This is a genomic window from Marinobacter sp. THAF197a (genome assembly GCF_009363275.1).
In the GTDB taxonomy this organism is placed as follows: domain Bacteria; phylum Pseudomonadota; class Gammaproteobacteria; order Pseudomonadales; family Oleiphilaceae; genus Marinobacter.
In genome coordinates this window covers 818,715-838,753 of record NZ_CP045324.1, presented here as the reverse complement: position 1 = coordinate 838,753, position 20,039 = coordinate 818,715, and the positions used below count along the sequence as shown (strand labels likewise).

The 20,039-nt window shown below is 59.2% G+C and carries 21 protein-coding genes; 9 read left to right on the top strand and 12 right to left on the bottom strand.

Annotation, left to right across the window (positions count from 1 at the left end; genetic code table 11):
• Nucleotides 1-2: 2 nt before the first annotated feature.
• From rsfS to FIV08_RS03855, 3 genes are all read right to left on the bottom strand, one after another.
• Complete coding sequence (rsfS, locus tag FIV08_RS03865; RefSeq protein ID WP_058090972.1) at nucleotides 3-353, bottom strand: ribosome silencing factor; 351 nt, start codon at nucleotides 351-353, stop codon at nucleotides 3-5.
• 70 nt (nucleotides 354-423) lie between these two features.
• Nucleotides 424-1,074 carry a nicotinate-nucleotide adenylyltransferase gene (gene nadD, locus FIV08_RS03860; protein WP_152437391.1) on the bottom strand — a complete coding sequence of 217 codons (651 nt, stop codon included), beginning with the start codon at nucleotides 1,072-1,074 and terminating at the stop codon, nucleotides 424-426.
• Between the two features lie 4 nt (nucleotides 1,075-1,078).
• Nucleotides 1,079-2,335 (bottom strand): glutamate-5-semialdehyde dehydrogenase, encoded by a 1,257-nt coding sequence (locus tag FIV08_RS03855; protein ID WP_152437390.1) that lies wholly within the window; start codon nucleotides 2,333-2,335, stop codon nucleotides 1,079-1,081.
• Between the two features lie 137 nt (nucleotides 2,336-2,472).
• Here FIV08_RS03855 and FIV08_RS03850 point away from each other — a divergent pair, with 137 nt between their 5' ends.
• Genes FIV08_RS03850 through FIV08_RS03840 form a run of 3 tightly spaced genes read left to right on the top strand, consistent with a single transcriptional unit; the run spans nucleotide 2,473 to nucleotide 5,938 of the window.
• The gene (locus FIV08_RS03850; protein WP_152437389.1) at nucleotides 2,473-3,489 is read left to right on the top strand and encodes a GGDEF domain-containing protein; all 1,017 of its coding nucleotides are present in this window, start codon (nucleotides 2,473-2,475) and stop codon (nucleotides 3,487-3,489) included.
• Entirely contained in the window at nucleotides 3,486-4,484 is a 999-nt protein-coding gene (locus FIV08_RS03845) for a GGDEF domain-containing protein (RefSeq protein ID WP_152437388.1), read from the top strand. The genes FIV08_RS03850 and FIV08_RS03845 overlap by 4 nt, the downstream gene beginning before the upstream one ends.
• Nucleotides 4,481-5,938, top strand: a complete 1,458-nt coding sequence (locus FIV08_RS03840; protein ID WP_152437387.1) for a bifunctional DedA family/phosphatase PAP2 family protein — start codon at nucleotides 4,481-4,483, stop codon at nucleotides 5,936-5,938. The genes FIV08_RS03845 and FIV08_RS03840 overlap by 4 nt, the downstream gene beginning before the upstream one ends.
• Here the strand turns inward: FIV08_RS03840 and FIV08_RS03835 are convergent.
• Both FIV08_RS03835 and FIV08_RS03830 read right to left on the bottom strand, forming a co-directional pair.
• Nucleotides 5,935-6,513, bottom strand: a complete 579-nt coding sequence (locus tag FIV08_RS03835) for an LON peptidase substrate-binding domain-containing protein (protein ID WP_072678278.1) — start codon at nucleotides 6,511-6,513, stop codon at nucleotides 5,935-5,937. The genes FIV08_RS03840 and FIV08_RS03835 overlap by 4 nt on opposite strands.
• Nucleotides 6,514-6,558: 45 nt before the next feature.
• Complete coding sequence (locus tag FIV08_RS03830; RefSeq protein ID WP_152437386.1) at nucleotides 6,559-7,812, bottom strand: HDOD domain-containing protein; 1,254 nt, start codon at nucleotides 7,810-7,812, stop codon at nucleotides 6,559-6,561.
• A gap of 151 nt (nucleotides 7,813-7,963) precedes the next feature.
• On the opposite strand from FIV08_RS03830, the gene ilvD reads away from it, so the two are divergent.
• A complete protein-coding gene (gene ilvD, locus FIV08_RS03825; protein WP_152437385.1) occupies nucleotides 7,964-9,799 on the top strand; it encodes a dihydroxy-acid dehydratase in 1,836 nt (611 codons plus the stop codon).
• Nucleotides 9,800-9,868: 69 nt separating this feature from the next.
• Here the strand turns inward: ilvD and FIV08_RS03820 are convergent, their stop codons facing one another.
• Nucleotides 9,869-10,267, bottom strand: a complete 399-nt coding sequence (locus FIV08_RS03820) for a peptidoglycan-binding domain-containing protein (RefSeq protein ID WP_152437384.1) — start codon at nucleotides 10,265-10,267, stop codon at nucleotides 9,869-9,871.
• A gap of 102 nt (nucleotides 10,268-10,369) precedes the next feature.
• Nucleotides 10,370-11,461 (bottom strand): AI-2E family transporter, encoded by a 1,092-nt coding sequence (locus FIV08_RS03815; RefSeq protein WP_152437383.1) that lies wholly within the window; start codon nucleotides 11,459-11,461, stop codon nucleotides 10,370-10,372.
• A 137-nt stretch (nucleotides 11,462-11,598) separates the two neighbouring features.
• Between FIV08_RS03815 and FIV08_RS03810 the strand changes: the two genes are divergently transcribed.
• From FIV08_RS03810 to FIV08_RS03800, 3 genes are all read left to right on the top strand, one after another.
• Nucleotides 11,599-11,949, top strand: coding sequence for a hypothetical protein (locus FIV08_RS03810; RefSeq protein WP_058090982.1), 351 nt, complete (start codon nucleotides 11,599-11,601; stop codon nucleotides 11,947-11,949).
• A gap of 97 nt (nucleotides 11,950-12,046) precedes the next feature.
• The gene (locus FIV08_RS03805; protein WP_152437382.1) at nucleotides 12,047-12,295 is read left to right on the top strand and encodes a hypothetical protein; all 249 of its coding nucleotides are present in this window, start codon (nucleotides 12,047-12,049) and stop codon (nucleotides 12,293-12,295) included.
• A 122-nt stretch (nucleotides 12,296-12,417) separates the two neighbouring features.
• Nucleotides 12,418-13,317, top strand: coding sequence for a haloalkane dehalogenase (locus FIV08_RS03800; protein WP_152437381.1), 900 nt, complete (start codon nucleotides 12,418-12,420; stop codon nucleotides 13,315-13,317).
• 13 nt (nucleotides 13,318-13,330) lie between these two features.
• On the opposite strand, the gene FIV08_RS03795 is transcribed toward FIV08_RS03800, so the two are convergent.
• On the bottom strand, nucleotides 13,331-14,119 hold the full coding sequence (locus FIV08_RS03795; RefSeq protein WP_152437380.1) for an acyl-CoA thioesterase: 789 nt from the start codon (nucleotides 14,117-14,119) through the stop codon (nucleotides 13,331-13,333).
• 197 nt (nucleotides 14,120-14,316) lie between these two features.
• On the opposite strand from FIV08_RS03795, the gene FIV08_RS03790 reads away from it, so the two are divergent.
• Nucleotides 14,317-15,840 carry a DEAD/DEAH box helicase gene (locus FIV08_RS03790; protein WP_152437379.1) on the top strand — a complete coding sequence of 508 codons (1,524 nt, stop codon included), beginning with the start codon at nucleotides 14,317-14,319 and terminating at the stop codon, nucleotides 15,838-15,840.
• Nucleotides 15,841-15,860: 20 nt separating this feature from the next.
• On the opposite strand, the gene FIV08_RS03785 is transcribed toward FIV08_RS03790, so the two are convergent.
• The 4 genes from FIV08_RS03785 to FIV08_RS03770 all read right to left on the bottom strand — a co-directional run bounded on the left by FIV08_RS03785 (nucleotide 15,861) and on the right by FIV08_RS03770 (nucleotide 19,161).
• The gene (locus FIV08_RS03785; protein ID WP_152437378.1) at nucleotides 15,861-16,376 is read right to left on the bottom strand and encodes a dihydrofolate reductase; all 516 of its coding nucleotides are present in this window, start codon (nucleotides 16,374-16,376) and stop codon (nucleotides 15,861-15,863) included.
• 352 nt (nucleotides 16,377-16,728) lie between these two features.
• The gene (locus FIV08_RS03780; RefSeq protein WP_152437377.1) at nucleotides 16,729-17,568 is read right to left on the bottom strand and encodes a thymidylate synthase; all 840 of its coding nucleotides are present in this window, start codon (nucleotides 17,566-17,568) and stop codon (nucleotides 16,729-16,731) included.
• The gene (lgt, locus tag FIV08_RS03775) at nucleotides 17,565-18,353 is read right to left on the bottom strand and encodes a prolipoprotein diacylglyceryl transferase (RefSeq protein WP_106693387.1); all 789 of its coding nucleotides are present in this window, start codon (nucleotides 18,351-18,353) and stop codon (nucleotides 17,565-17,567) included. Before lgt ends, FIV08_RS03780 begins: the two co-directional genes overlap by 4 nt.
• 10 nt (nucleotides 18,354-18,363) lie before the next feature.
• The gene (locus FIV08_RS03770) at nucleotides 18,364-19,161 is read right to left on the bottom strand and encodes a sulfite exporter TauE/SafE family protein (protein WP_106693386.1); all 798 of its coding nucleotides are present in this window, start codon (nucleotides 19,159-19,161) and stop codon (nucleotides 18,364-18,366) included.
• Nucleotides 19,162-19,260: 99 nt separating this feature from the next.
• Between FIV08_RS03770 and FIV08_RS03765 the strand changes: the two genes are divergently transcribed.
• Nucleotides 19,261-20,034, top strand: a complete 774-nt coding sequence (locus FIV08_RS03765) for an NRDE family protein (protein ID WP_152437376.1) — start codon at nucleotides 19,261-19,263, stop codon at nucleotides 20,032-20,034.
• Nucleotides 20,035-20,039 lie beyond the last annotated feature (5 nt).

Below are 20,039 nucleotides of genomic sequence, written 5' to 3'. Positions count from 1 at the left end.
GGTTACTCGTGACCTGCCGCACCCAGGTCCGGCGCGTCACGCCAGAAGCGTTCCAGGTCGTAGAATTCGCGAGTTGCAGGCATCATGACATGCACGACCACGTCTCCCAGATCCACCAGAATCCAGTCGCTGCCACCTTCGCCTTCAACGTTGTTTGCCCTTACACCCTGATCTTTGGCTTCAGATACGACGGAGTCTGCCAGGGATTTTACGTGGCGGCTTGAGGTGCCGGATGCAAGAACCATAAAGTCGGTAACACTGGTTCGATCACGGACATCAATCACACTGACGTCCTGTGCCTTGATATCTTCAAGTGCGGTTACGACCAGATCTTTCAGTTGTTCTGCCTGCATAATTACCCTGTTTTCCGGGCTCCGGCCAGGATGACCGCCCGATAAATGATATTCAGACGAAATTGTACCATTAAAAGTTCCCTGCGGGGCACGCACCGTACAGGCCGAGCGCCTGGATTCTCTGCCAGACAGAATCCGGGGTCAGATACCGGGGAGAGCGCCCGTCTGCGATGCGTTGCCGGATTCCCGTTGCAGATATATCCAGCAGGGGCGGGCCCAGCTCCAGCAACGCCCCGCAAGGCGCTGAGTTTAAAGCCTCGGGGCCGTCTGCCCGGCGTTCACGCACCAGGCGAGCCGCCTCACTGCCAACGGGCAAATCCGAACCAGGGCGCTTAACAACCACAATGTGCGCCAGACCCGGAATGTCGGCCCATTCACGCCAGCAATCAAAAGCGGCAAAGGCGTCGGTGCCCACCACCATCACCAGAGGTTCATCCGGCCCCAGCTCCTGTCGCAACTGACGCAGGGTGTCGGCCGTATAGGAGGCGCCAGCCCGGCGCAGTTCGCGGTCATCCACCCGCAGCCCCGGCTCGCCCTCGATGGCCAGCTGGATAAGTTCCAGCCGCTGTTCGGAGCTGGCACCGGTGCTGCCACGATGCGGGGGAATATGGCAGGGCACCAGATGCACCTTTGTCACCGCCAGGGCATCGGCTATCTCCAGCGCAAGGCGCAGGTGGCCGTGATGGATCGGGTCAAAGGTGCCGCCGTAGATCACGTGCATGACATCATGTCCGGATGTGGCCGTCGCCGAACACCACGTATTTTTGTGACGTCAGTCCTTCCAGACCCACCGGTCCACGGGCATGGAGCTTGTCGGTCGAGATACCGATTTCCGCACCCAGGCCGTATTCAAATCCGTCAGCGAACCGGGTAGAAGCATTCACCATCACCGAACTGGAATCGACCTCGGTCAGGAACCGGCGAGCACGGGTGTAGTTTTCGGTAATAATGCTCTCGGTGTGCTGGGAACTGTAGCGGTTTATGTGATCTATGGCGGCATCCAGCCCGGCAACAACCCGCACCGCAAGAATCGGCGCAAGGTACTCCGCGTGCCAATCTTCTTCCGTGGCAGCGATCACATCGGGCAGTACCGCCCGGGTGCGTTCACAGCCACGCAGCTCAACCCCCTTGGCCACAAACTCCCGAGCCAGCAAAGGCAGCATGTCACCGGCAATTTCCTCATCCACCAGCAGGGTTTCCATGGTGTTGCAGGTCCCGTAACGGTGGGTCTTGGCATTGACCGCGACCTTCAGCGCCTTTTCAGGGTCCGCGTGGCTGTCTACGTAAACATGGCATACACCGTCCAGGTGTTTGATGACCGGCACCCGGGCGTCGCGGCTGATTCGTTCAATCAGGCCTTTGCCGCCCCGCGGCACGATCACATCCACATACTGGGGCATGGTAATGAGTTCACCTACTGCAGCCCGGTCGGTAGTCGCCACCACCTGTACTGACGTTTCAGGCAAACCGGCTTCAGCCAGCCCGGTCGCCAAGCAGGCAGCGATGGCCTGGTTGGAATGAATAGCCTCAGAACCTCCGCGCAGAATGGTAGCATTACCCGACTTCAGGCACAGGCTGGCTGCTTCAACCGTCACGTTGGGGCGGGATTCGTAGATAATGCCAATCACCCCCAGAGGCACCCGCATCTTGCCAACCTGAATGCCGGATGGCCGGTAGGTCATGTCGGTAATTTCACCCACAGGATCTGGCAAGCCTGCCACCTGCTTCAGCCCCTCAATCATGGTGTCAATGCGGGCCTCAGTAAGCTCCAGGCGGTCAAGCATGGCATCATCCAGACCATTCGCCCGGCCATTTTCAAGATCCTTATGGTTGGCCCGCACCAGCTCGGTACGGGCAGCACTCAACGCCCTGGCCGTTGCCAGCAGTGCCTGATTGCGAACGGCGGTGGTTGAACGGGCCACTTCCCGGGCGGCGGCCCGAGCCTGTTGACCGAGTTCTGCCATGTAGGCTGCTACATCCATCGGATTACCTTTATATTTTGCATACTGATTCCGGAACTGGAACGCTACTTTACCTTTCCCGTTTCAAGTCCGCATCCCAAACGACTATTATAGCGCTGCACAGATTCAAATGGATGCGCCAGCAAAGGATAGATAACATGCCCCAGTCGGCTGAAAAGTTCCTGCCAGGCCGGCTCTCAAGAGCCGGTTTTGTTGCCCTTGCGCTCACCAGCGCGGCCGGCATAATGCTGGGCGAATTCCTGCTGGCGGCTTGCGCTGCCGCGGCGGCGGGCATCAGCCTGGCCAGCAACCCACGTTTCACCAGCCACCATGCCCGGCTCTGGAAACACTTCAAAACAGCCAGCTATTCAATCCTGGCAATCCTGTTACTGGTCGCACTCTGGCAGGGGCCCTGGGCGCTCAGCCACTGGCTCTATGCATTACCGCTGGTGACTTTTGCTCTGATGCCAACCTATATTGCAGCCCTGATCACTGCGCTCCTGACCTTTGCCATACTGGTTTCCACCCAATGGGCCGTGATTCTTCCCGACCGCCACCAGATGATCAGTGCCTTTGTGCTGACAACGCTGCTCTCCACGCTGCTGATCTTCCTGCGAGAATACAAGGCCCGGCAGCTGGCACCACTAAGGCGAACCGACGAACTCACCCAGGCCGCCAGCCGGGAGTACCTGTCTGCCGACCTGCACAAGGAAATCCAGCGCAGCGAGCGTGAGGGCACCGACATGTCTGTGATGATGATCGGGCTGGACACCCACCTGAGCGACAATGATCCGGACGAAGACATTCGCGCCATCCTGCCCAGAATTGGCCGTTACCTGCATTCCCAGCTTCGGGATTTTGACACTTACTACCGGGTAGCCGACCTGCAGTTTCTGGTTATCCTACCGGGTATCAATACCGCGGGCGCCGCCGCCAGCGCCGAGAAAATCCGCAACGGCCTGTGCAAGCTGCTGGCATCCCACGGCATGAAACTGACCGTCAGCACCGGCATTGCCGGCCTGAACATCGGCGACGACGCCGACAGCCTGCAACACAGTGCCGCCAACGCGCTACGCCGGGCGCAGCAACAGGGGGGCAACCGCACCCAGGCCTACAGCAACTGGCTGCACCCGGATGTCCAGAGCCCCACCGGCACCGAAGGTGACGCGCGATGACAGAAACAAGACTCAGAACCTGGACTCACAGCTTCGGCTACGGACTGGCGGCCCTGTTCATTTTCTCGCTGGCACTGCAGAACCTGCGCTACGGCTTTTACGAGTTATTCTATCTCGCCCTGGCGATGACCTGCCTGTTGCTGGCCGGGCTGATCTACACCTTCGTGTGTCGCCGCCAGCAGCTATCGGCCCCAGGGCACCTGCTGATTCTGGCTGGTCTCAACGCAGGCCTGGTGGCCGCCATTCTGGTTTTGGACAGCCCCGGAGTAACTCACTGGGCGATGCCGCTCCTGATCCTGAATCTTCTGGTTCTGCCGCTGCGCCAGGGGCTAAGCCTGTCTGCCTTGCTCCTGGTTCCGGTAATGGGTGTTGTGTGGCTCGGTCATCCCGCCGCCTACGCCCTGATGACCTCCGTGGGCCTGATCCTGACGCTCGCAGTCGGCGCCCTGTACATCTGGCACTACGATCACATCGCCCAATCAGCGGAGGATCTTGCCATTACCGACCCGGTCACCGGCGCCCACAACTCACGGTTTCTTGACGAAACGCTGCAAAAGGAAATCAGCAGAGCGATTGCCACGGGCCACCCCTTGTCAGTGATTAACCTGAGCTTTGATTACACGGACGAAATAAGGGACCTGCATGGCAAAGCGGGGCTGCAAAACCTGTTTAAATCGGTCACCGAACATCTGTTTGGCGTTATCCGGGCGGGCGACAGCCTGTACACCCTGAACGACTCCGAGTTTTTCCTGATCCTCCCCTTCACGCCAGAGGAAGGTGTACGCGTTATCGCCGAGCGGATTCGAAGGACCATTGGCGAAAGGGAGTGGAGCAGCATTGGCAGGCTGTCTGTCAGCTTGGGCTGCACCACTCGCGGCAACGGCGATACCAGTACGGTCTCACTCCGTAACCGGGCCAATCAGGCAATGCATCAGGCTCGTAAACGGGGCATGGATTCGGCCTGGTTCAGCCCGGGAGAGTCCGTCGACATATGATTGAAAGCTGGCTGGCTGGTGCCGCAGCCTGGGTAGCAGACAATCCCGGCTGGCTGATACTGGCACTCTTTGCAACCGCCATGGTGGAGTCCCTGGCAATTGCCGGCATTGTTGTACCCGGCGTTGCCATGCTGTTTGGTTTTGCCGCACTTGCAGGAAAATCCGGCATGCCCCTGTCCGAAGCCCTGGCCTGGGCAGGCATGGGAGCGGTTATCGGTGACCTCATCAGTTTTACCGCGGGCCGTTTCTTCAAGGGGCGGCTGCATTCGGTCTGGCCCTTCAGCCGTTACCCGGGGCTGATTACCCGGGGCGAGTCTTTTTTTAATGCCCACGGCGGCAAAAGTGTGATTGCCGGGCGTTTTATTGGCCCTATCCGCCCGGTCATCCCGCTGATTGCCGGTGCGCTGCACATGCCATGGCGCCGGTTTCTTACCTTCAACCTTATTTCCGCGGTCGGCTGGGCCCTGGTCTATGTGCTGCCGGGCTATGCCGTCGGCAGCGCCCTCGCCAGCGAAATAGAGCCACCACCTCATTTCTACCCGGTTATTGGCATCAGCGCAGCGGTGCTGGTGGCTTTGTATGTGGTGGTTCTTCAGTTCCGGCTTGGCGTTGGCGAGGGCAGCAGGCCCTACCGCTGGCTGGAGTCATTCATGGCCCGTTACGACACCACGCATCGGTTCTGGCGGCTTTACACCAACGAACGGCCTGCCCGCAAAGGCGAATTCCCCCTGCCATCGATTGTTCTGGCTACGGGGTCGTTGGCGATGTTTGTGATCCTGACCCAGCTGATTACTTACAGCCGGCGGATCAACGAGCTGAACCACCTGGTCGTTGCCTGGTTTGAAGTGCTGCGACAACCGCTGCTGGATATTCCGGTGATCGCCGCCACGCTCATGGGCGACCCTCCGGTACTGATCAGCGCGGCCGTACTGGCCGTGGCAGTTCTGTCGTTCAGGGGGTATTACGCCGCTGCCCTGCACATTGCCCTGGCGGCGATTCTCTGCTTTGCCTGCGTATGGCTGGTCAAAACCGGCCTGATGGTGGATCGCCCGGATCAGGTGCTTAGGCCACCCGCCTCAGGCGCTTTTCCCAGCGGCCATACTGCAGGGGCAACGGTGTTGGTAACTATGGCCGCCAGCTTCATCGCTGGCGAAAACAGGATGCGACAGCGCTGGCAAACCTATGTATTGCTGTCCTTACCCCTGGTGCCCATTGCCCTGAGCAGGCTCTACCTGGGGGTACACTGGTTTACCGATGTACTGGGAGGAGTATTGCTGGGGCTGGCCATTACCGGCGCCATTCGCGCCAGCTACAGTCGCTACGACCGGGTACCCATCTGGCCGGATGCCCTGACCTGGGCAGCGGTGATGCTCTGGCTGGGGTTCGCCGCAGGTTACCTCATCACTCAGTGGGACACCGCCAGTCTTTCCTATTCGCCCTTGCCTCCGGGCTAGTTCTGCTCCAGCGCCTCAAGCAATTCCTGAAGCCGTTGCAGCCGCTCGAGGGGATCCTGCAGTTCTGCCAGCCGCTGTTTTTCCTGCTTGTCCAGGGGCAGCAGCTCCGTCAGCCGCCAGCCTACGTCCCGGGCATCCTCGTAGTCCACGTCCATACCCAGATCCTTGACAACCGGGTGGCGGAACAACGCCCTCAGCACGGAAGGCAGTTCATGGTAACGCTCAGGGACCTCGCTTTCGGCTTCTGCGATCAGGCACTCCACGTCCCCCAGGTTCAAGCCGTCTTCCTGCTGCCAACTGCGAACAACAGACACTTTCAACTCACCTTCCACGGTAATCCCGAGCAGCCCGCTGTCCAATTGCTGGAAATCGATAATCCGCACGTAGGTTCCGATATCGTAGAACGCCGCCTGTCGGGCGGTTTCACCGCCCTCACGGAGCAAGACCACCACAAACCCACGGTCTTCTTTCATACACCGGGAGAGCATATCGATGTAACGCGGCTCAAACAGCTGGAGGGGAATGCGCCCCTTGGGCAAAACAATTGAATTCAACGGAAACAGGGGAACATTCATAATGGTGTCATTCACTGCAGGGCAGACTCCGTCATCAGGCAGTAGTTATCGAATGGACAGGAGCTTTTGCACCTCATCTACCCGTTCACGGGCCTCACTCAAAAGCTGTAGACTCCGCGAGGCATTGAGATCCAGTTCCCCCAGGCGGCGCCAGGCTGGCACCTGGTCAAAAGCGGGCAAGCCGGCATTCTGACTGGATCCGATCATGGAATGCAACTGCGCCACGATCACAACATCAACCAGCTGGGGCGCAGACTCCCGACACTCATAGCTCCAGTCTTGCGCGTGGCGGGCGGACTCGATAAACGCTTTCGGAAACTGCCAGTTCTCCAGAACCGCACACCCTACATCGGCCCGCAACTCCGACATGGCATGCTGAAGGTTCTTTTCATCGGCAAACAGGTTCACATGGTGCTCGGCCTGCACCAGGACCGGAACGATACCAATATCGTGCAGCAAGCCCGCCAGCAGGGCCTCTTCCGGATCAATCCGGGTGGCGTGATCCGCCAGCACCCAACACAAGGCCGCCACCTCCCGGGAATGCCGCCAAAGCTGTTCCATTTCCTTCTGCAACGAGGCCCGACGAGTCTTGAACACCTCGCGCATGGCAAATACTGTTACCAATTGCCGGGTGGTTCGCATACCCAAACGAACCACCGCCTCCCGCACGTTCCGGACATCACTGAACCCCCGGTACAACGGGCTGTTGCAGGACCGCACCAGCTTTGCCGCCATGGCGGGGTCGGCCGAGACCGCCTTGGATACATCAAGCGCCGTCGAGTCTTCGCGGTCCACCACTCGGCGCACTTTCCAGGCCACATCCGGCACACTGGGCAACTTGAGCTGATTGGAGCGGAGTTCGGCGTAAAACTCCATCAACAGATGATGTTCTTCACTTTCATCGGCGCCGCCATCCCCGGAATCCATTTCCACCTGGGCGACCGGCGCCGATCTCAGCATCTGGTTCAGAATCTCCTGCTCAATGACCAGAAACTCGCAGGGTTTGACCGCAGTAACGTCGTACATCCTGGGCTGCAACCGGGCAATGGGGTTGAGTGCCTTTTCCGTTTCAGCCTCAATCACCGTTTTGCGCCCGTCCACAGACTCGAGCTCTACCTTCCCGGATATCAGGAAAAAGTCCAGGCCGTCGCGAACGCCCCGCTCTATCACCCGTTGGCCGGGCCCATGGGTCCGGCGTTCAGCCCGGCTGGCTAACAACACCAATTGGTCGTCCGTCAACCGCCCCAATGGCTGGAAATCCTTGAGACGACGCAGCTGCAGGCTTTCCTGGCCACCCATAGACAGACTCCCTCGCAATTCTGGTCAAAATATCCCGTTACTTGTTACGTATTGTAAACACGCACTGGCAAAACAGCCATGCGACCAGCGTTTAATCTGGTATCCTTTGTGATCAAGTACAACCAGATAATCAGGGAGACAGCAGCACACCATGCCCCAGTACCGTTCCCATACATCAACCGCTGGCCGCAACATGGCCGGTGCCCGGGCGCTCTGGCGCGCCACCGGCATGAAAAATGAAGACTTTGGCAAACCAATCATCGCCGTTGCCAACTCCTTCACCCAGTTTGTGCCTGGGCACGTTCACTTGAAAGACCTCGGTCAACTGGTCTGCCGTGAGATCGAAGCGGCTGGCGGCGTTGCCAAAGAGTTCAACACCATTGCGGTGGATGATGGCATCGCCATGGGCCATGACGGCATGCTTTACTCCCTGCCCTCCCGGGAAATTATTGCCGATTCTGTCGAGTACATGGTTAACGCCCACTGTGCCGACGCGCTGGTTTGCATTTCCAACTGCGACAAGATCACCCCTGGCATGCTGATGGCCGCCATGCGCCTGAACATTCCGACAATCTTCGTCTCCGGTGGCCCGATGGAGGCCGGCAAAACCAAGTTGTCCGAGCACAAACTGGACCTGGTGGACGCCATGGTGATCGCAGCCGACCCGACGGCCACCGATGAAATGGTCGAAGAATACGAGCGTAGCGCCTGTCCTACCTGCGGTTCCTGCTCCGGCATGTTCACTGCCAACTCCATGAACTGCCTCACCGAAGCCATTGGCCTGGCGCTGCCCGGCAACGGTTCCATGCTGGCCACCCACGCCGACCGTGAACAGCTGTTCCTGAAGGCCGGTCGTCAAATTGTGGAGAATGCCAAGCGCTATTACGAGCAGAACGATGCCAGCGTGCTGCCACGCAGCATTGCGTCGTTCTCCGCGTTCGAGAATGCGATGGTCATGGACATTGCCATGGGCGGCTCCACCAACACGATTCTGCACCTGCTGGCGGCGGCCCAGGAAGGCGGTGTTGAGTTTACGCTGGCCGAAATTGACCAGCTGTCGCGGAAAGTACCCCAGCTGTGCAAGGTGGCTCCCAACTCCCCGAAATACCATATGGAAGATGTACACCGGGCCGGCGGTATCATGGGCATCATGGGTGAACTGGAACGTGGCGGGCTGATCAACGTCGATTTGCCAACGGTACACAGTAAAACCATGAGAGATGCCCTGGAAGTATGGGACATCATGCGTTCTCCCACCACTGAGGTGGTTGAGTTCTACAAGGCCGGCCCGGCGGGCATTCCCACCCAGACTGCCTTCAGCCAGAGCACCCGCTGGCCCAGCCTGGACGGCGACCGTGAAAACGGCTGCATCCGGTCCGTTGAAAATGCCTACTCATCCGAGGGTGGCCTGGCGGTTCTGTTCGGCAACATTGCCCAGGACGGCTGCGTGGTAAAAACAGCGGGCGTGGATGAGAGCATCTACGTGTTCGAGGGTAAAGCCAGGGTCTTTGAGAGCCAGGATGCGGCAGTTGCCGGCATTCTGAGCGACGAAGTCAAACCCGGCGAGGTCGTCATTATCCGGTATGAAGGCCCCCGTGGCGGCCCAGGCATGCAGGAAATGCTGTACCCCACCAGTTACCTGAAATCCAAGGGCCTAGGCAAGGAATGCGCCCTGCTGACGGACGGCCGCTTCTCAGGTGGCACTTCCGGATTATCCATCGGGCACGCGTCACCAGAAGCCGCCGCCGGCGGTGCCATCGGCCTGATCGAGAATGGTGACACCATCCTGATCAATATCCCGGAGCGCAGCATCAATCTGCAGGTCAGCAACGAAGAACTGGACAAACGTCGCAAAGACCGTGACGCCAGAGGCTGGAAGCCCGAACTCGCCCGCGACCGCAAAGTCTCTGCAGCACTCAAGGCCTACGCGCTGCTGGCGACCAGTGCCGACAAAGGTGCTGTGCGGGACCTGTCGAAACTGGACTAAGCACCCACGCACTAACAAAAAAGCCCGCCTGACGAATGCCTGGCGGGCTTTTTTGTGGCTATCGTCCGGTCACCACAGTGACCAGCCGCTCTCCTCTTCTTCCTCTTCCGGCTCCGGCTCGGTCGCGGCAGCGGCACTCTCCTCTGCCGCCGGCGCAGCTCCAGCTCCGGCCTGGCCCGCAGCGCTGGCCACCGGCTGCACAGCGGTCATACCCAGGGCGCGCTCGGTTGCCTCATCCAGCGAACCGGTTACCTCAAGCCCCTGGTCACTCTGGAACTTTTCCAGTTCGGCTCGGGTATTACTGTCCAGCTCCGGGTTAACGTTTTCTATATCGTAACCGGCACCGTACAAAGCATGCTTGAGGGCGACGACGTCGTTGGCATAAGCCGGGGATGTCAATCCCAGGAAAGCGATAGTTCCGGCGGCCATAGCCGCCTTTCGTATGCGATGGCTGAAAGGATTCGTCATTGACACCTGATCTGCTCCTGATACCTCAGGGATATCGGTCTATTTATTATTATGTGGCGCCCATCTCCACAAGCCCGGGCGACCCACAGACCCTAACACAGATCAGTCGTCCTTTGCCGAACCTGTCGCACGTTCCGGCATATTCCCGGTAGTTTCGTTGCCAAACTCCCGGATAAAGATACCCCAGAACGCCATGAACAGAGCCGCCACCAGCGGGCCCATCACAAACCCGTTAATGCCGAACATGACAAGCCCCCCGAGGGTCGACAGCAAAACCAGGTAGTCCGGCATCTTGGTATCCCGCCCCACCAGGATGGGCCGTAACAGGTTATCGGCCAGGCCAATTACCACCATACCGTAGACCGTCAGAATGACCGCTGGCACCACGTCACCGATGGCAGCCAGGTAGACCGCCGCCGGAATCCACACAATGGCAGCGCCAACGGCGGGCAGCAGGGAGAAAATGGCCATCACCACCCCCCACAGGAGCGCACCGGAGATCCCCAGAATCCAGAAAATCACGCCACCCAGCGCCCCCTGAATGATGGCAATCAGCAAATTGCCTTTGACCGTTGCGCGGGTAACTTCGGCAAACTTAGCAAACAGCAGGCGCTCCCGCTCATCACCCAGGGGCAATGCCTTGATCAGCAGCTCTACCAGTTGCTGGCCATCCCGAATCAGGAAAAACGCCAGATACACCATAAGCGCCAGGCCGAGGAAAAACTGGAAAGTGTTCTGGCCGATGCCCAGGGCCTGCTTGGCAAGGAACTGGCTGCCCCCAACAAACACACTGACCACGCGATCCCGCAATTCACCGAAACTGATATCGAACTGGCCCAGAAATGCCTGAATGGCCGGGAACGACCGGTTGACCTGGTCAATGTATTCACCAGGACGGATCTCACCGTTCTGGATCTTCTGGTACAGCCCCATGCCTTCGGTGATCAGGGCCGCTCCCAGCCCAAGCACCGGAATCACCACGATGATGATGCAAACCAGCAGGGTGATCATGGCATTGATGTTAGGCCTGTCGCCCATACGGCGGGTCAGCCACTGATTGACCGGGTAAAAAATCAGGGCAATGGCGATGGCCCAGAATATTGGCCCGAAAAATGGCTTCATCAACAACGCGAAGGCGATGGAAACGCCCACCAGCATCGCCAGAAAAGTCCGTGTCTCAAGTTTTGCGTACATAATCCCCATACTCGGAAGCGAACGGTGCCCATAACAGATGGAACGTTTCACGAAAAAACAGACTAACACGATAGCGTGGCCACTATAGCCACCTTCACGATATAGTATCAGGTTATCGATCAGCCACTTAACAGGTCATGTTGTTGGATTCAGACGCTTTTACCGTTGAAACAGCCCTTGAGGCCGCAACAGAACTCCAGAAGGTTCTGGCTTCGCGTATGCACCGCCGCAAGGTGATGGGGCAGGAGGTTCTGGTGCCTGGTCAACTGGGTGAAGCCCTGCATCTTCCGCGCACCATCAACCGCTTGCAGAGCAAACAGCAGAGGCAACGGGATAGAGGGCTGGAAGACTTCCAGGAACTGTGGCCAACACTGTCCGAGTATACCCGGCACCGGGTTATGGACAAACTCGGATGGTACGACCCGAAAGACCTGGACTGGGAGGACAAACGCTCAAACCGTCGCCCCGTGGTCGATCCTGACGCCTGATACGTATAACTGCCGAACCCGAACCAACGCAGGATCACTGTGGCGACTTTGAACTGTCACATTTTGTCCTTATGTTCTATGGATCAGGAGGATTATTATGACAAAGACGACCCATTACACCGCCATCCTGGCTGAAGGCAGTGCCGTGCCGACACTGTTGTGCGGCCATTGCCGTTCCATTCTTTCCAGAGCCAGGATTTTCAGGAACCAGGGCGACGGCCATCAGGACATCCATTGCCATACCATCGGCCTGTGCTCGGCCGACGACTGTGGCGCCGTCAACTGCTGTGACGATGCTTTGGCCCGGATTGACAACCCCGAACGCCTGTTTGATATCGCGTCCTGATTCAAACCGGCAACGCACTGTTACGCAACTCAAACACACAAAATTTCCATCTGATTTATCCTGATTTCCGACGATTGCCGTAAAGACAATCACGCAACCAATCAGTCAGGACAGTCGATGGCATGCGTATTCTGAGAACCGACGAAGCCCGCTTCGCAGGCCTTCCGGATTATCCCTTCCAAGCAAATTATCTGGACGTTGAGCCAGGCCTGCGCATGCACTTCGTCGATCATGGTCCGACCAATGCCACACCGGTCGTCATGCTCCATGGGGAACCATCCTGGTCGTATCTTTACCGACACATGATTCCCATGGTCGCAGAGGCGGGATATCGGGTTTTGGCACCGGATCTCATCGGTTTCGGAAAATCAGACAAACCGGCCAGAGTGACGGACTACAGCTACAGCCGCCATATGAGCTGGCTGACCCGCTGGCTGGAAGACCTGAACCTCACCAACATCACCCTGGTCTGTCAGAATTGGGGATCACTGCTTGGCCTGCGATTGGCGGCTGAACACCACAGACGTTTCAACCGGATCATTGTCGGTAACGGCATGCTGCCTACCGGAGACTCGCCGGTGCCTGCGGTGTTCCGTGCGTGGAAAGCGTTTGCCAGCCACAGCCCCTGGTTTCCCGTGGCCCGCATCATACAGCTGGGTACCGAAAGGGCTCTGAGCCCGGGTGAGATGGCGGCCTACGAGGCACCCTTTCCGAGCGCGGCATTCAAAGCGGGCGCCCGCGCCTTTCCGGGCCTGGTTCCAGTTTCACCGGATGATCCAGCCAGCGCCGCCAACCGTGAGGCCTGGCGGATCCTGGAGAAATGGCGCAAGCCCTTCATCACCTGCTTCAGCAATGGCGATCCGATCACCCGGGGAGGCGATCGTCACATGCAAAGACGCATTCCCGGGGCACTGGGACAGCCCCACATTACCCTGCGCGGTGGCCATTTCCTGCAGGAGGACTCCCCCAGGGAGTTTGCCCGGGTCATACTGGACGCCCTGAAAGCTGAAATGGCGGCCTGAAGCCGCCAACCATTCAACCGAATACAGTCACCGTCTGGCGGCTCAACGCCACCAGTTCGCCGCTCTCGGTCCAGATACCGGCATGGGTATGGCCGTAACCGGCGCCTGCCTGATCAATCGTGGCCCTGTAGAGCAGCCACTCTCCTGGCTTCATGGTCGGCCGTGGATGCACAATCTCCAGCGCCCAGCTCAGGGAACTGGCCGGTGCGGGCCCCTTCAAATGCGGCAATAATGCTGGTGGCCAGGCATCCACCAACGCCACAATGTGCGCGTCGGTCAGGGCCGAGGGCGTCTCTCGAAACTGCATCCAGCCCCCCATATCACGACCACCCTTGCCGGAAAACGGCATGTTGCCAAACGCCCAACGCATGTCGATATGCTGGGTAAATTCCGGGGTAACTCCGGGAATGTATGGCAACTCCTGGCATTGGTCTACCGGAATAGCCGCCGGGGCAGGCGATGGCGCTACCTGAACCGACGACTCCCGGTCACCACCAAAACTCGCCAGGCATGCCAGTCTGGTCTCACCGTTCTGCAGAATTCGCCCCTGAACCTGAGAGACCGCCTTGCCCTCACGCAACAGCTCTGCCTCAAACACCGCAGGCACATCCGGTTCCACCGGCCCGACAAACGACACCTGCATCGCCCGCATCGCCCTGCCAGGAGCAACTTTCGACGCCATCACATCGAATGCCAGTGCCGCTACCAGCCCACCGAAGGTAGCCCGTCCCTGCCCCCAACTGGCCGGGATCACAACGTCCCGGCCCTCACGCACCGAATTCAGAAGCTCATCGAACGTCATACTCTTCTATTCCTGTTAATTAGCCTGCAAACAACCAAGACTGCCGCAGTTTACCGAAGCTGGCAAGCGGCTTCCCCGGCAACTACCTACCCTATTACCGGCAATAGTCATGTTAAAGACTGCCCAAACCGACTATAATGTTTCAAAATCATGCATTGCCTTTGTAATGCGATACCCTCCGAATACCGAGTACATTCATGTCAGAATTGTCTTTTGCCGAACTGGGGCTCGATCCAGCCGTACTGGAAGCCGTCTCCGCAGTTGGCTATGAAACTCCGTCGCCCATCCAGGCGCAATCCATCCCTGCCCTGCTGGCCGGCAAACACCTGCTGGGTGTTGCCCAGACCGGTACCGGCAAGACCGCAGCCTTTGCCCTGCCGCTGCTGAGCCGCATCGACGCCAACATTGCCGAACCCCAGATCCTGGTCCTGGCCCCCACACGGGAACTGGCCATCCAGGTGGCAGAAGCCTTTACCACCTACGCCAGCAAGTTCCGCAACTTCCATGTGCTGCCCATTTACGGCGGCCAGGACTTCTCTCCGCAGATTCGCGGGCTGAAGCGTGGCGCCCAGGTTATCGTAGGCACCCCGGGCCGGATGCTCGACCACCTGCGCAAAGGCACCCTGAAACTGGACAACCTGCGCGCCCTGGTGCTCGATGAAGCCGACGAGATGCTTCGCATGGGCTTTATCGATGACGTCGAAGCGATTCTGGCGAAAACCCCGGACAACTGTCAGCGTGCCCTGTTCTCGGCCACCATGCCGCCGCAGATCAAGAAAGTCGCACAGACTTACCTGAAGAACGCCGCGGAAGTTAAGATCGAGAGCGAGACCCGCACCGTTGAGCGTATCGCCCAGTTCGTTCTGCCGGTCTACGCCGAGCGTAAGCTGGATGCCCTGACCCGCATCCTGGAAGTGGAGCCGTTCGACGCCTCTATTATCTTCGTGCGCACCAAGGCCGAGACCACCCTGCTGGCGGAAAAATTGTCAGCCCGAGGCCATGCGGTTGCGCCCCTGAGCGGTGACCTCAACCAGCGCCAGCGTGAACAGACCGTAGAAGACCTCAAGCGCGGCAAGAAAGACATCATCATCGCCACCGATGTTGCTGCCCGTGGCCTGGATGTGCCCCGGATCACCCACGTGATCAACTACGACGTGCCCTACGACACCGAGGCCTACATCCACCGGGTTGGCCGTACTGGCCGTGCCGGCCGTACCGGCAAGGCGATTTTGCTGGTCACACCGCGCGAGCGCAGCTGGCTGCGAACGCTTGAGCGTGCGACCAACTCGCCGATGGAACCGTACCAACTGCCGTCGCCGGCGGCCCTGCAGAAAATGCGGGTAGAGCAGTTTGAAACGCAACTGCTGGGCTTCACCGAAGACCCACGCGCCGCAAAGGCCATTGCCCTGCTGGACGAAATTGCCGAGCGTAACGATATGGACATGGCCGCCGTTGCTGGCGCCCTGGCCTGCTTGCTGGAAGCTTCCCAGCCGGACTCCCTGCCGCTGGAGCAGCCGGAAGCCCTGCCGGAAGTGTCGGCAGCGCCCCGTCGCGACCGCAAAGGCCCGCCTCCGGGCAAAGGCGGTTTCCGCAAGGGTGGGCCCGGCAAGAAATTCAGCAAAGATGGCAAGCCCGGCTTCCGCAAGGGACCACCCAAGGGCAAGCCTGCTGGCAAAGGCGGCAAGCCCTCTGCCAATGGTCCCAAGCGCGCCCCGCGCTAAGGGCCAGAAACGCTAGCCGGTCAGGCTGACCGGCTACGCTGGTAGACGACAAAGCTGTAGTCGTAAGGATTATTATCAGACGCGGAGAAATCTTCGCGTCCGATCTCTTCCCAGTCATCCCAGTTCACTTCCGGAAAGTAAGCGTCGCCATCTACCTCGGCGTGCACCTGTGTGATGTACATCCGGTCGACCATGGGCAGCGCCTCGGCGTAGATCTGGCCACCGCCGATGATCATCACCTCATCACCACCCTCCAGTTCCGCCTGGGCCTGAGCCTTGACCAACGCCTCATCCAATGATGCCGCCGCGACCGTGCCGGCCGGCGCTTCCCATGCCGGGTTTCGGGAAATCACCACGTTCATCCGTCCCGGCAGTGGCCTGCCAATGGAATCCCAGGTTTTCCGCCCCATGATGATCGGCTTACCCATAGTGGCTTGCTTGAAGTAACGCAGATCGCCAGGCAGATACCAGGGGAGCTTGTTGTCCCGCCCAATGACGCGGTTCCGGGACATCGCAACAATCAGTGCTTTTCTCATATTTGGTCCTCATAACCTGGAGTTAGCGAGGAGCGGGAGCTGGTTTTCAAAACACGCTCAAGCACATCCATGTGACGCTTGGGCTCCGCCATCCCTGGCTCCGCACAGTTTTGAAAACCAGCTCCCGCCCCTCGCACCCAAACTTCACTGTATGACCTCATTTACTGCGATCCATCTCGCAGCGTGATCGCTGGCAAGCGGGTGGGGCTTTCCGAAAATCTGCGGAGCCAGGGATGGCGGAGCCGAAGCCGCACAGGGACGTCTTGAGGCGCTTTTCGGAAAGCCCCACCCGCTTGGCAGCCGCCCCCCATACTCGCGGGCCCGTCTGACGAAAACACCGCCAGACCATCAATCAAATCGCAATAGGGGCCTTGATGACCGGGTAAGGGTCATAACCTTCGAATTCGAAATCTTCCAGCTCGTAGTCGAAGATGGATTCCGGCTTGCGCTTGATGACCAGCCTGGGCAACCCGCGGGGCTCGCGCTTTAGCTGCTCGAACACGATATCGTCGGTCAGGTGATTACTGTAGAGGTGACAGTCCCCAAACGTGTGCACAAACTCGCCAACATCCAGATCACACTGCTGGGCAATCATGTGGGTCAACAAAGCGTAAGACGCAATGTTAAAGGGCACCCCCAGAAACAGATCCGCGCTGCGCTGGTAAAGCTGGCAAGACAGCTTGCCGTCCGCCACATAGAACTGGAACAGACAGTGGCAGGGAGCGAGCGCCATGCGCCCTTCCCGCACGTTCTCCTGCGGACTGACCGACTCGTCCGGAAGTTCCGCCGGGTTCCAGGCGGAGACGATCAGGCGCCGGGAGTTGGGCTTGGTTCGGATTTGCTCGATAACCTCGCTGATCTGATCGATCACCCGACCGTCGTGGCATTGCCAGCTGCGCCACTGCTTGCCGTAAATCGGCCCCAGGTCGCCGTTGTCCAGCGCCCACTCGTTCCAGATACTGACCTTTCGTTCCGCCAGCCAGTTGTTGTCAGTGGAACCTTTCAGGAACCACAACAATTCGTAGATGATGCTGCGTAGGTGGACTTTCTTGGTGGTCACCAGGGGGAAGCCATCCTGCAGATTGAAGCGCATTTGCCGGCCGAACACGGAGCGGGTGCCAACGCCGGTGCGGTCGCCCTTGTCGAATCCGTTGTCAACAACGTCTTGCATCAGGTCGAGGTAAGCTTTCATGCAGCGTTTCTCCGGTAAGCAATAACAATCAGGGCAGCGCCAGCAACGACCATGGGCAACGACAGCACCTGCCCCATGGTCAGCCAGTCGAAGGCCAGGTAACCCAGTTGCGGGTCAGGCTGGCGGAAGAATTCGGTAAAGAATCGGAAACTGCCATAGCAGGCCAGAAACAGGCCAGAGACGGCCATTTTCGGGCGGGGCCGGGAGGAGAACCACCACAGGATAGCGAACAACACCACCCCTTCCAGGGCAAACTGATAGATCTGGGAGGGGTGCCTGGCCAGGCTGTCGGGGGCGGTGCGGAACACCATGCCCCAGGACACATCCGTAGGTTTGCCCCAAAGCTCCCCGTTGATAAAATTGCCGATGCGGCCCGCGCCCAGGCCCACCGGCACCAGCGGCGCCACAAAATCGGCGATGCTCCAGAACCCGGCCGACGTTTTACGCCCGAACCACCACATCGCCAGCATGACGCCCAGCAGGCCGCCATGGAACGACATCCCCCCTTCCCACACCCGCAACAACCATAGCGGGTCGGCCAGGAAGGCATCGAAGTTATAAAACACCACATACCCGAAACGGCCACCGAGAATGACACCCAGGGCCATATAAAACAGCAGGTCACCTACTTGCTCTTCATTCAGGGGCGACCAGGGTTTGCGGCTACGCAGGCGGCCAAGCCACCAGCCGGCGGCGAAGCCAACCAGGTAGGTCAGGCCATACCAGTGGATTTTCAGGGGGCCGATGGCAATAGCCACCGGGTCAATCTGCGGGTGTTGCAACATGAATACGCTCTCAACTCAGCAGGAATCGGAGGCCGACGAGGATCAGCACAACGGCAAATATCTTCTTCAACAGGCGGCCATCCAGCTTGTGCGCCAGCTTTGCGCCGAAACGGGCAAAAAAGACACTGGTGGCAACAATACCGACCAACGCCGGCAAATAGATAAACCCAACACTGAAATCGGGCAGCTGCGGGTTCTGCCAGCCGGTCCAGATGTTGCCAGCAGCGCCGGCCAAGGCAATCGGCAAGCCGCAAGCCGCGGACGTGGCGACAGCCTGTTGCATGCGCACGTTACACCAGGTGAGGTAAGGCACGGAGATTGTGCCACCACCAATTCCGAAGATGGCAGATGCCCAGCCCACAAACCCACCGGCCACGCCGAGCCCGGCGTTTCCAGGCACATCCCGACCAGGCTTGGGGTTTGCTTCCAGCAGCATTTTCAGCGCGACCAGAATCGCAAAGGCGCCAATGATGGTTTTCAGCATCGGGCCACTCAGCAGCGACGCCGTCCACGCGCCGGCCAATGCCCCGACGATGATTCCGACCGTCATGGGACGCACCAGTTCCCACCGGACAGCCCCATGGATATGGTGGGTGCGTATGGAACTGATAGACGTAAAGACAATAGTGGCCAGAGAAGTACCAATAGCGAGGTGAGCGGCGATCTCGGAACTGAACCCCTGGAAGCCAAAAGTGAAAATCAGCACCGGAACGATAACCAGGCCACCACCGATTCCGAACAGGCCAGCCATGGTGCCTGCCAGTGCACCTAGTGTCAGGTACAGAATGAATATACCGATCAGGGTCATGTTTGTTTGCTTAATCCCGGGAATAAATCAGGCTGGTATGATACGCATTGTTGCCAACCGCTGCAGCCTCCCAATTCAATTAAAGGATTGCCATCGACCATGTGCCTCATTGCTTTCGCCATCGGACAAAGCCCGGAATTTCCCCTGGTGGTGGCAGCCAACCGGGACGAGTTCTTCCGGCGCCCCACCGCCGCCATCGACTGGTGGCAGGACAACAACGGCCAGCAAATTCTGGCCGGACAGGACCTGGAATCCGGCGGCACCTGGTTGGCGGTCAATACCGACGGCACGGTAACAGCCGTGACCAACGTGCGGGAGGGAAGCCCCGAGGCTGGCCGCCAAAGCCGTGGCGAACTGCCCTTACACGCACTGAGACTCTCAACCAGTGAACTGCAATCCTCACTGGATGCAGAGCCGGGCCGCTACGCAGGGTTCAACCTGGTGAAGCTGACCGGGCTTGGAGGCTGGTATTACAGCAATCGGGACGCCCACCCTGGCCGGCAGGTATTCCGGGGCGTTTATGGCCTGAGCAACCACCTGCTGCAGACCCCCTGGCCAAAACTGCTGAGGTTACGCAAGGCCGTTGGCCACTGCGTGGAACAAGCGCGCAAAGACCCGGCGCCGCTGCACAAACAGCTACTGTCACTCTTACAGGACACCACGCCAGCGCCCGACCGGAGCCTTCCGGATACCGGCGTTGGCATGGAAACCGAGCGATTTCTGTCTTCACCATTCATCGTCGGCGACCACTACGGAACCCGAGCAACCACGGTTGTTACCGTGTCCCGACAGGGCCAGGTGTCAGTCACCGAGCAATCCTGGGGACCGAATGCCACAACTCTGGAAAAACGCCAATTCACCTGGCAGCGATAGCTCAG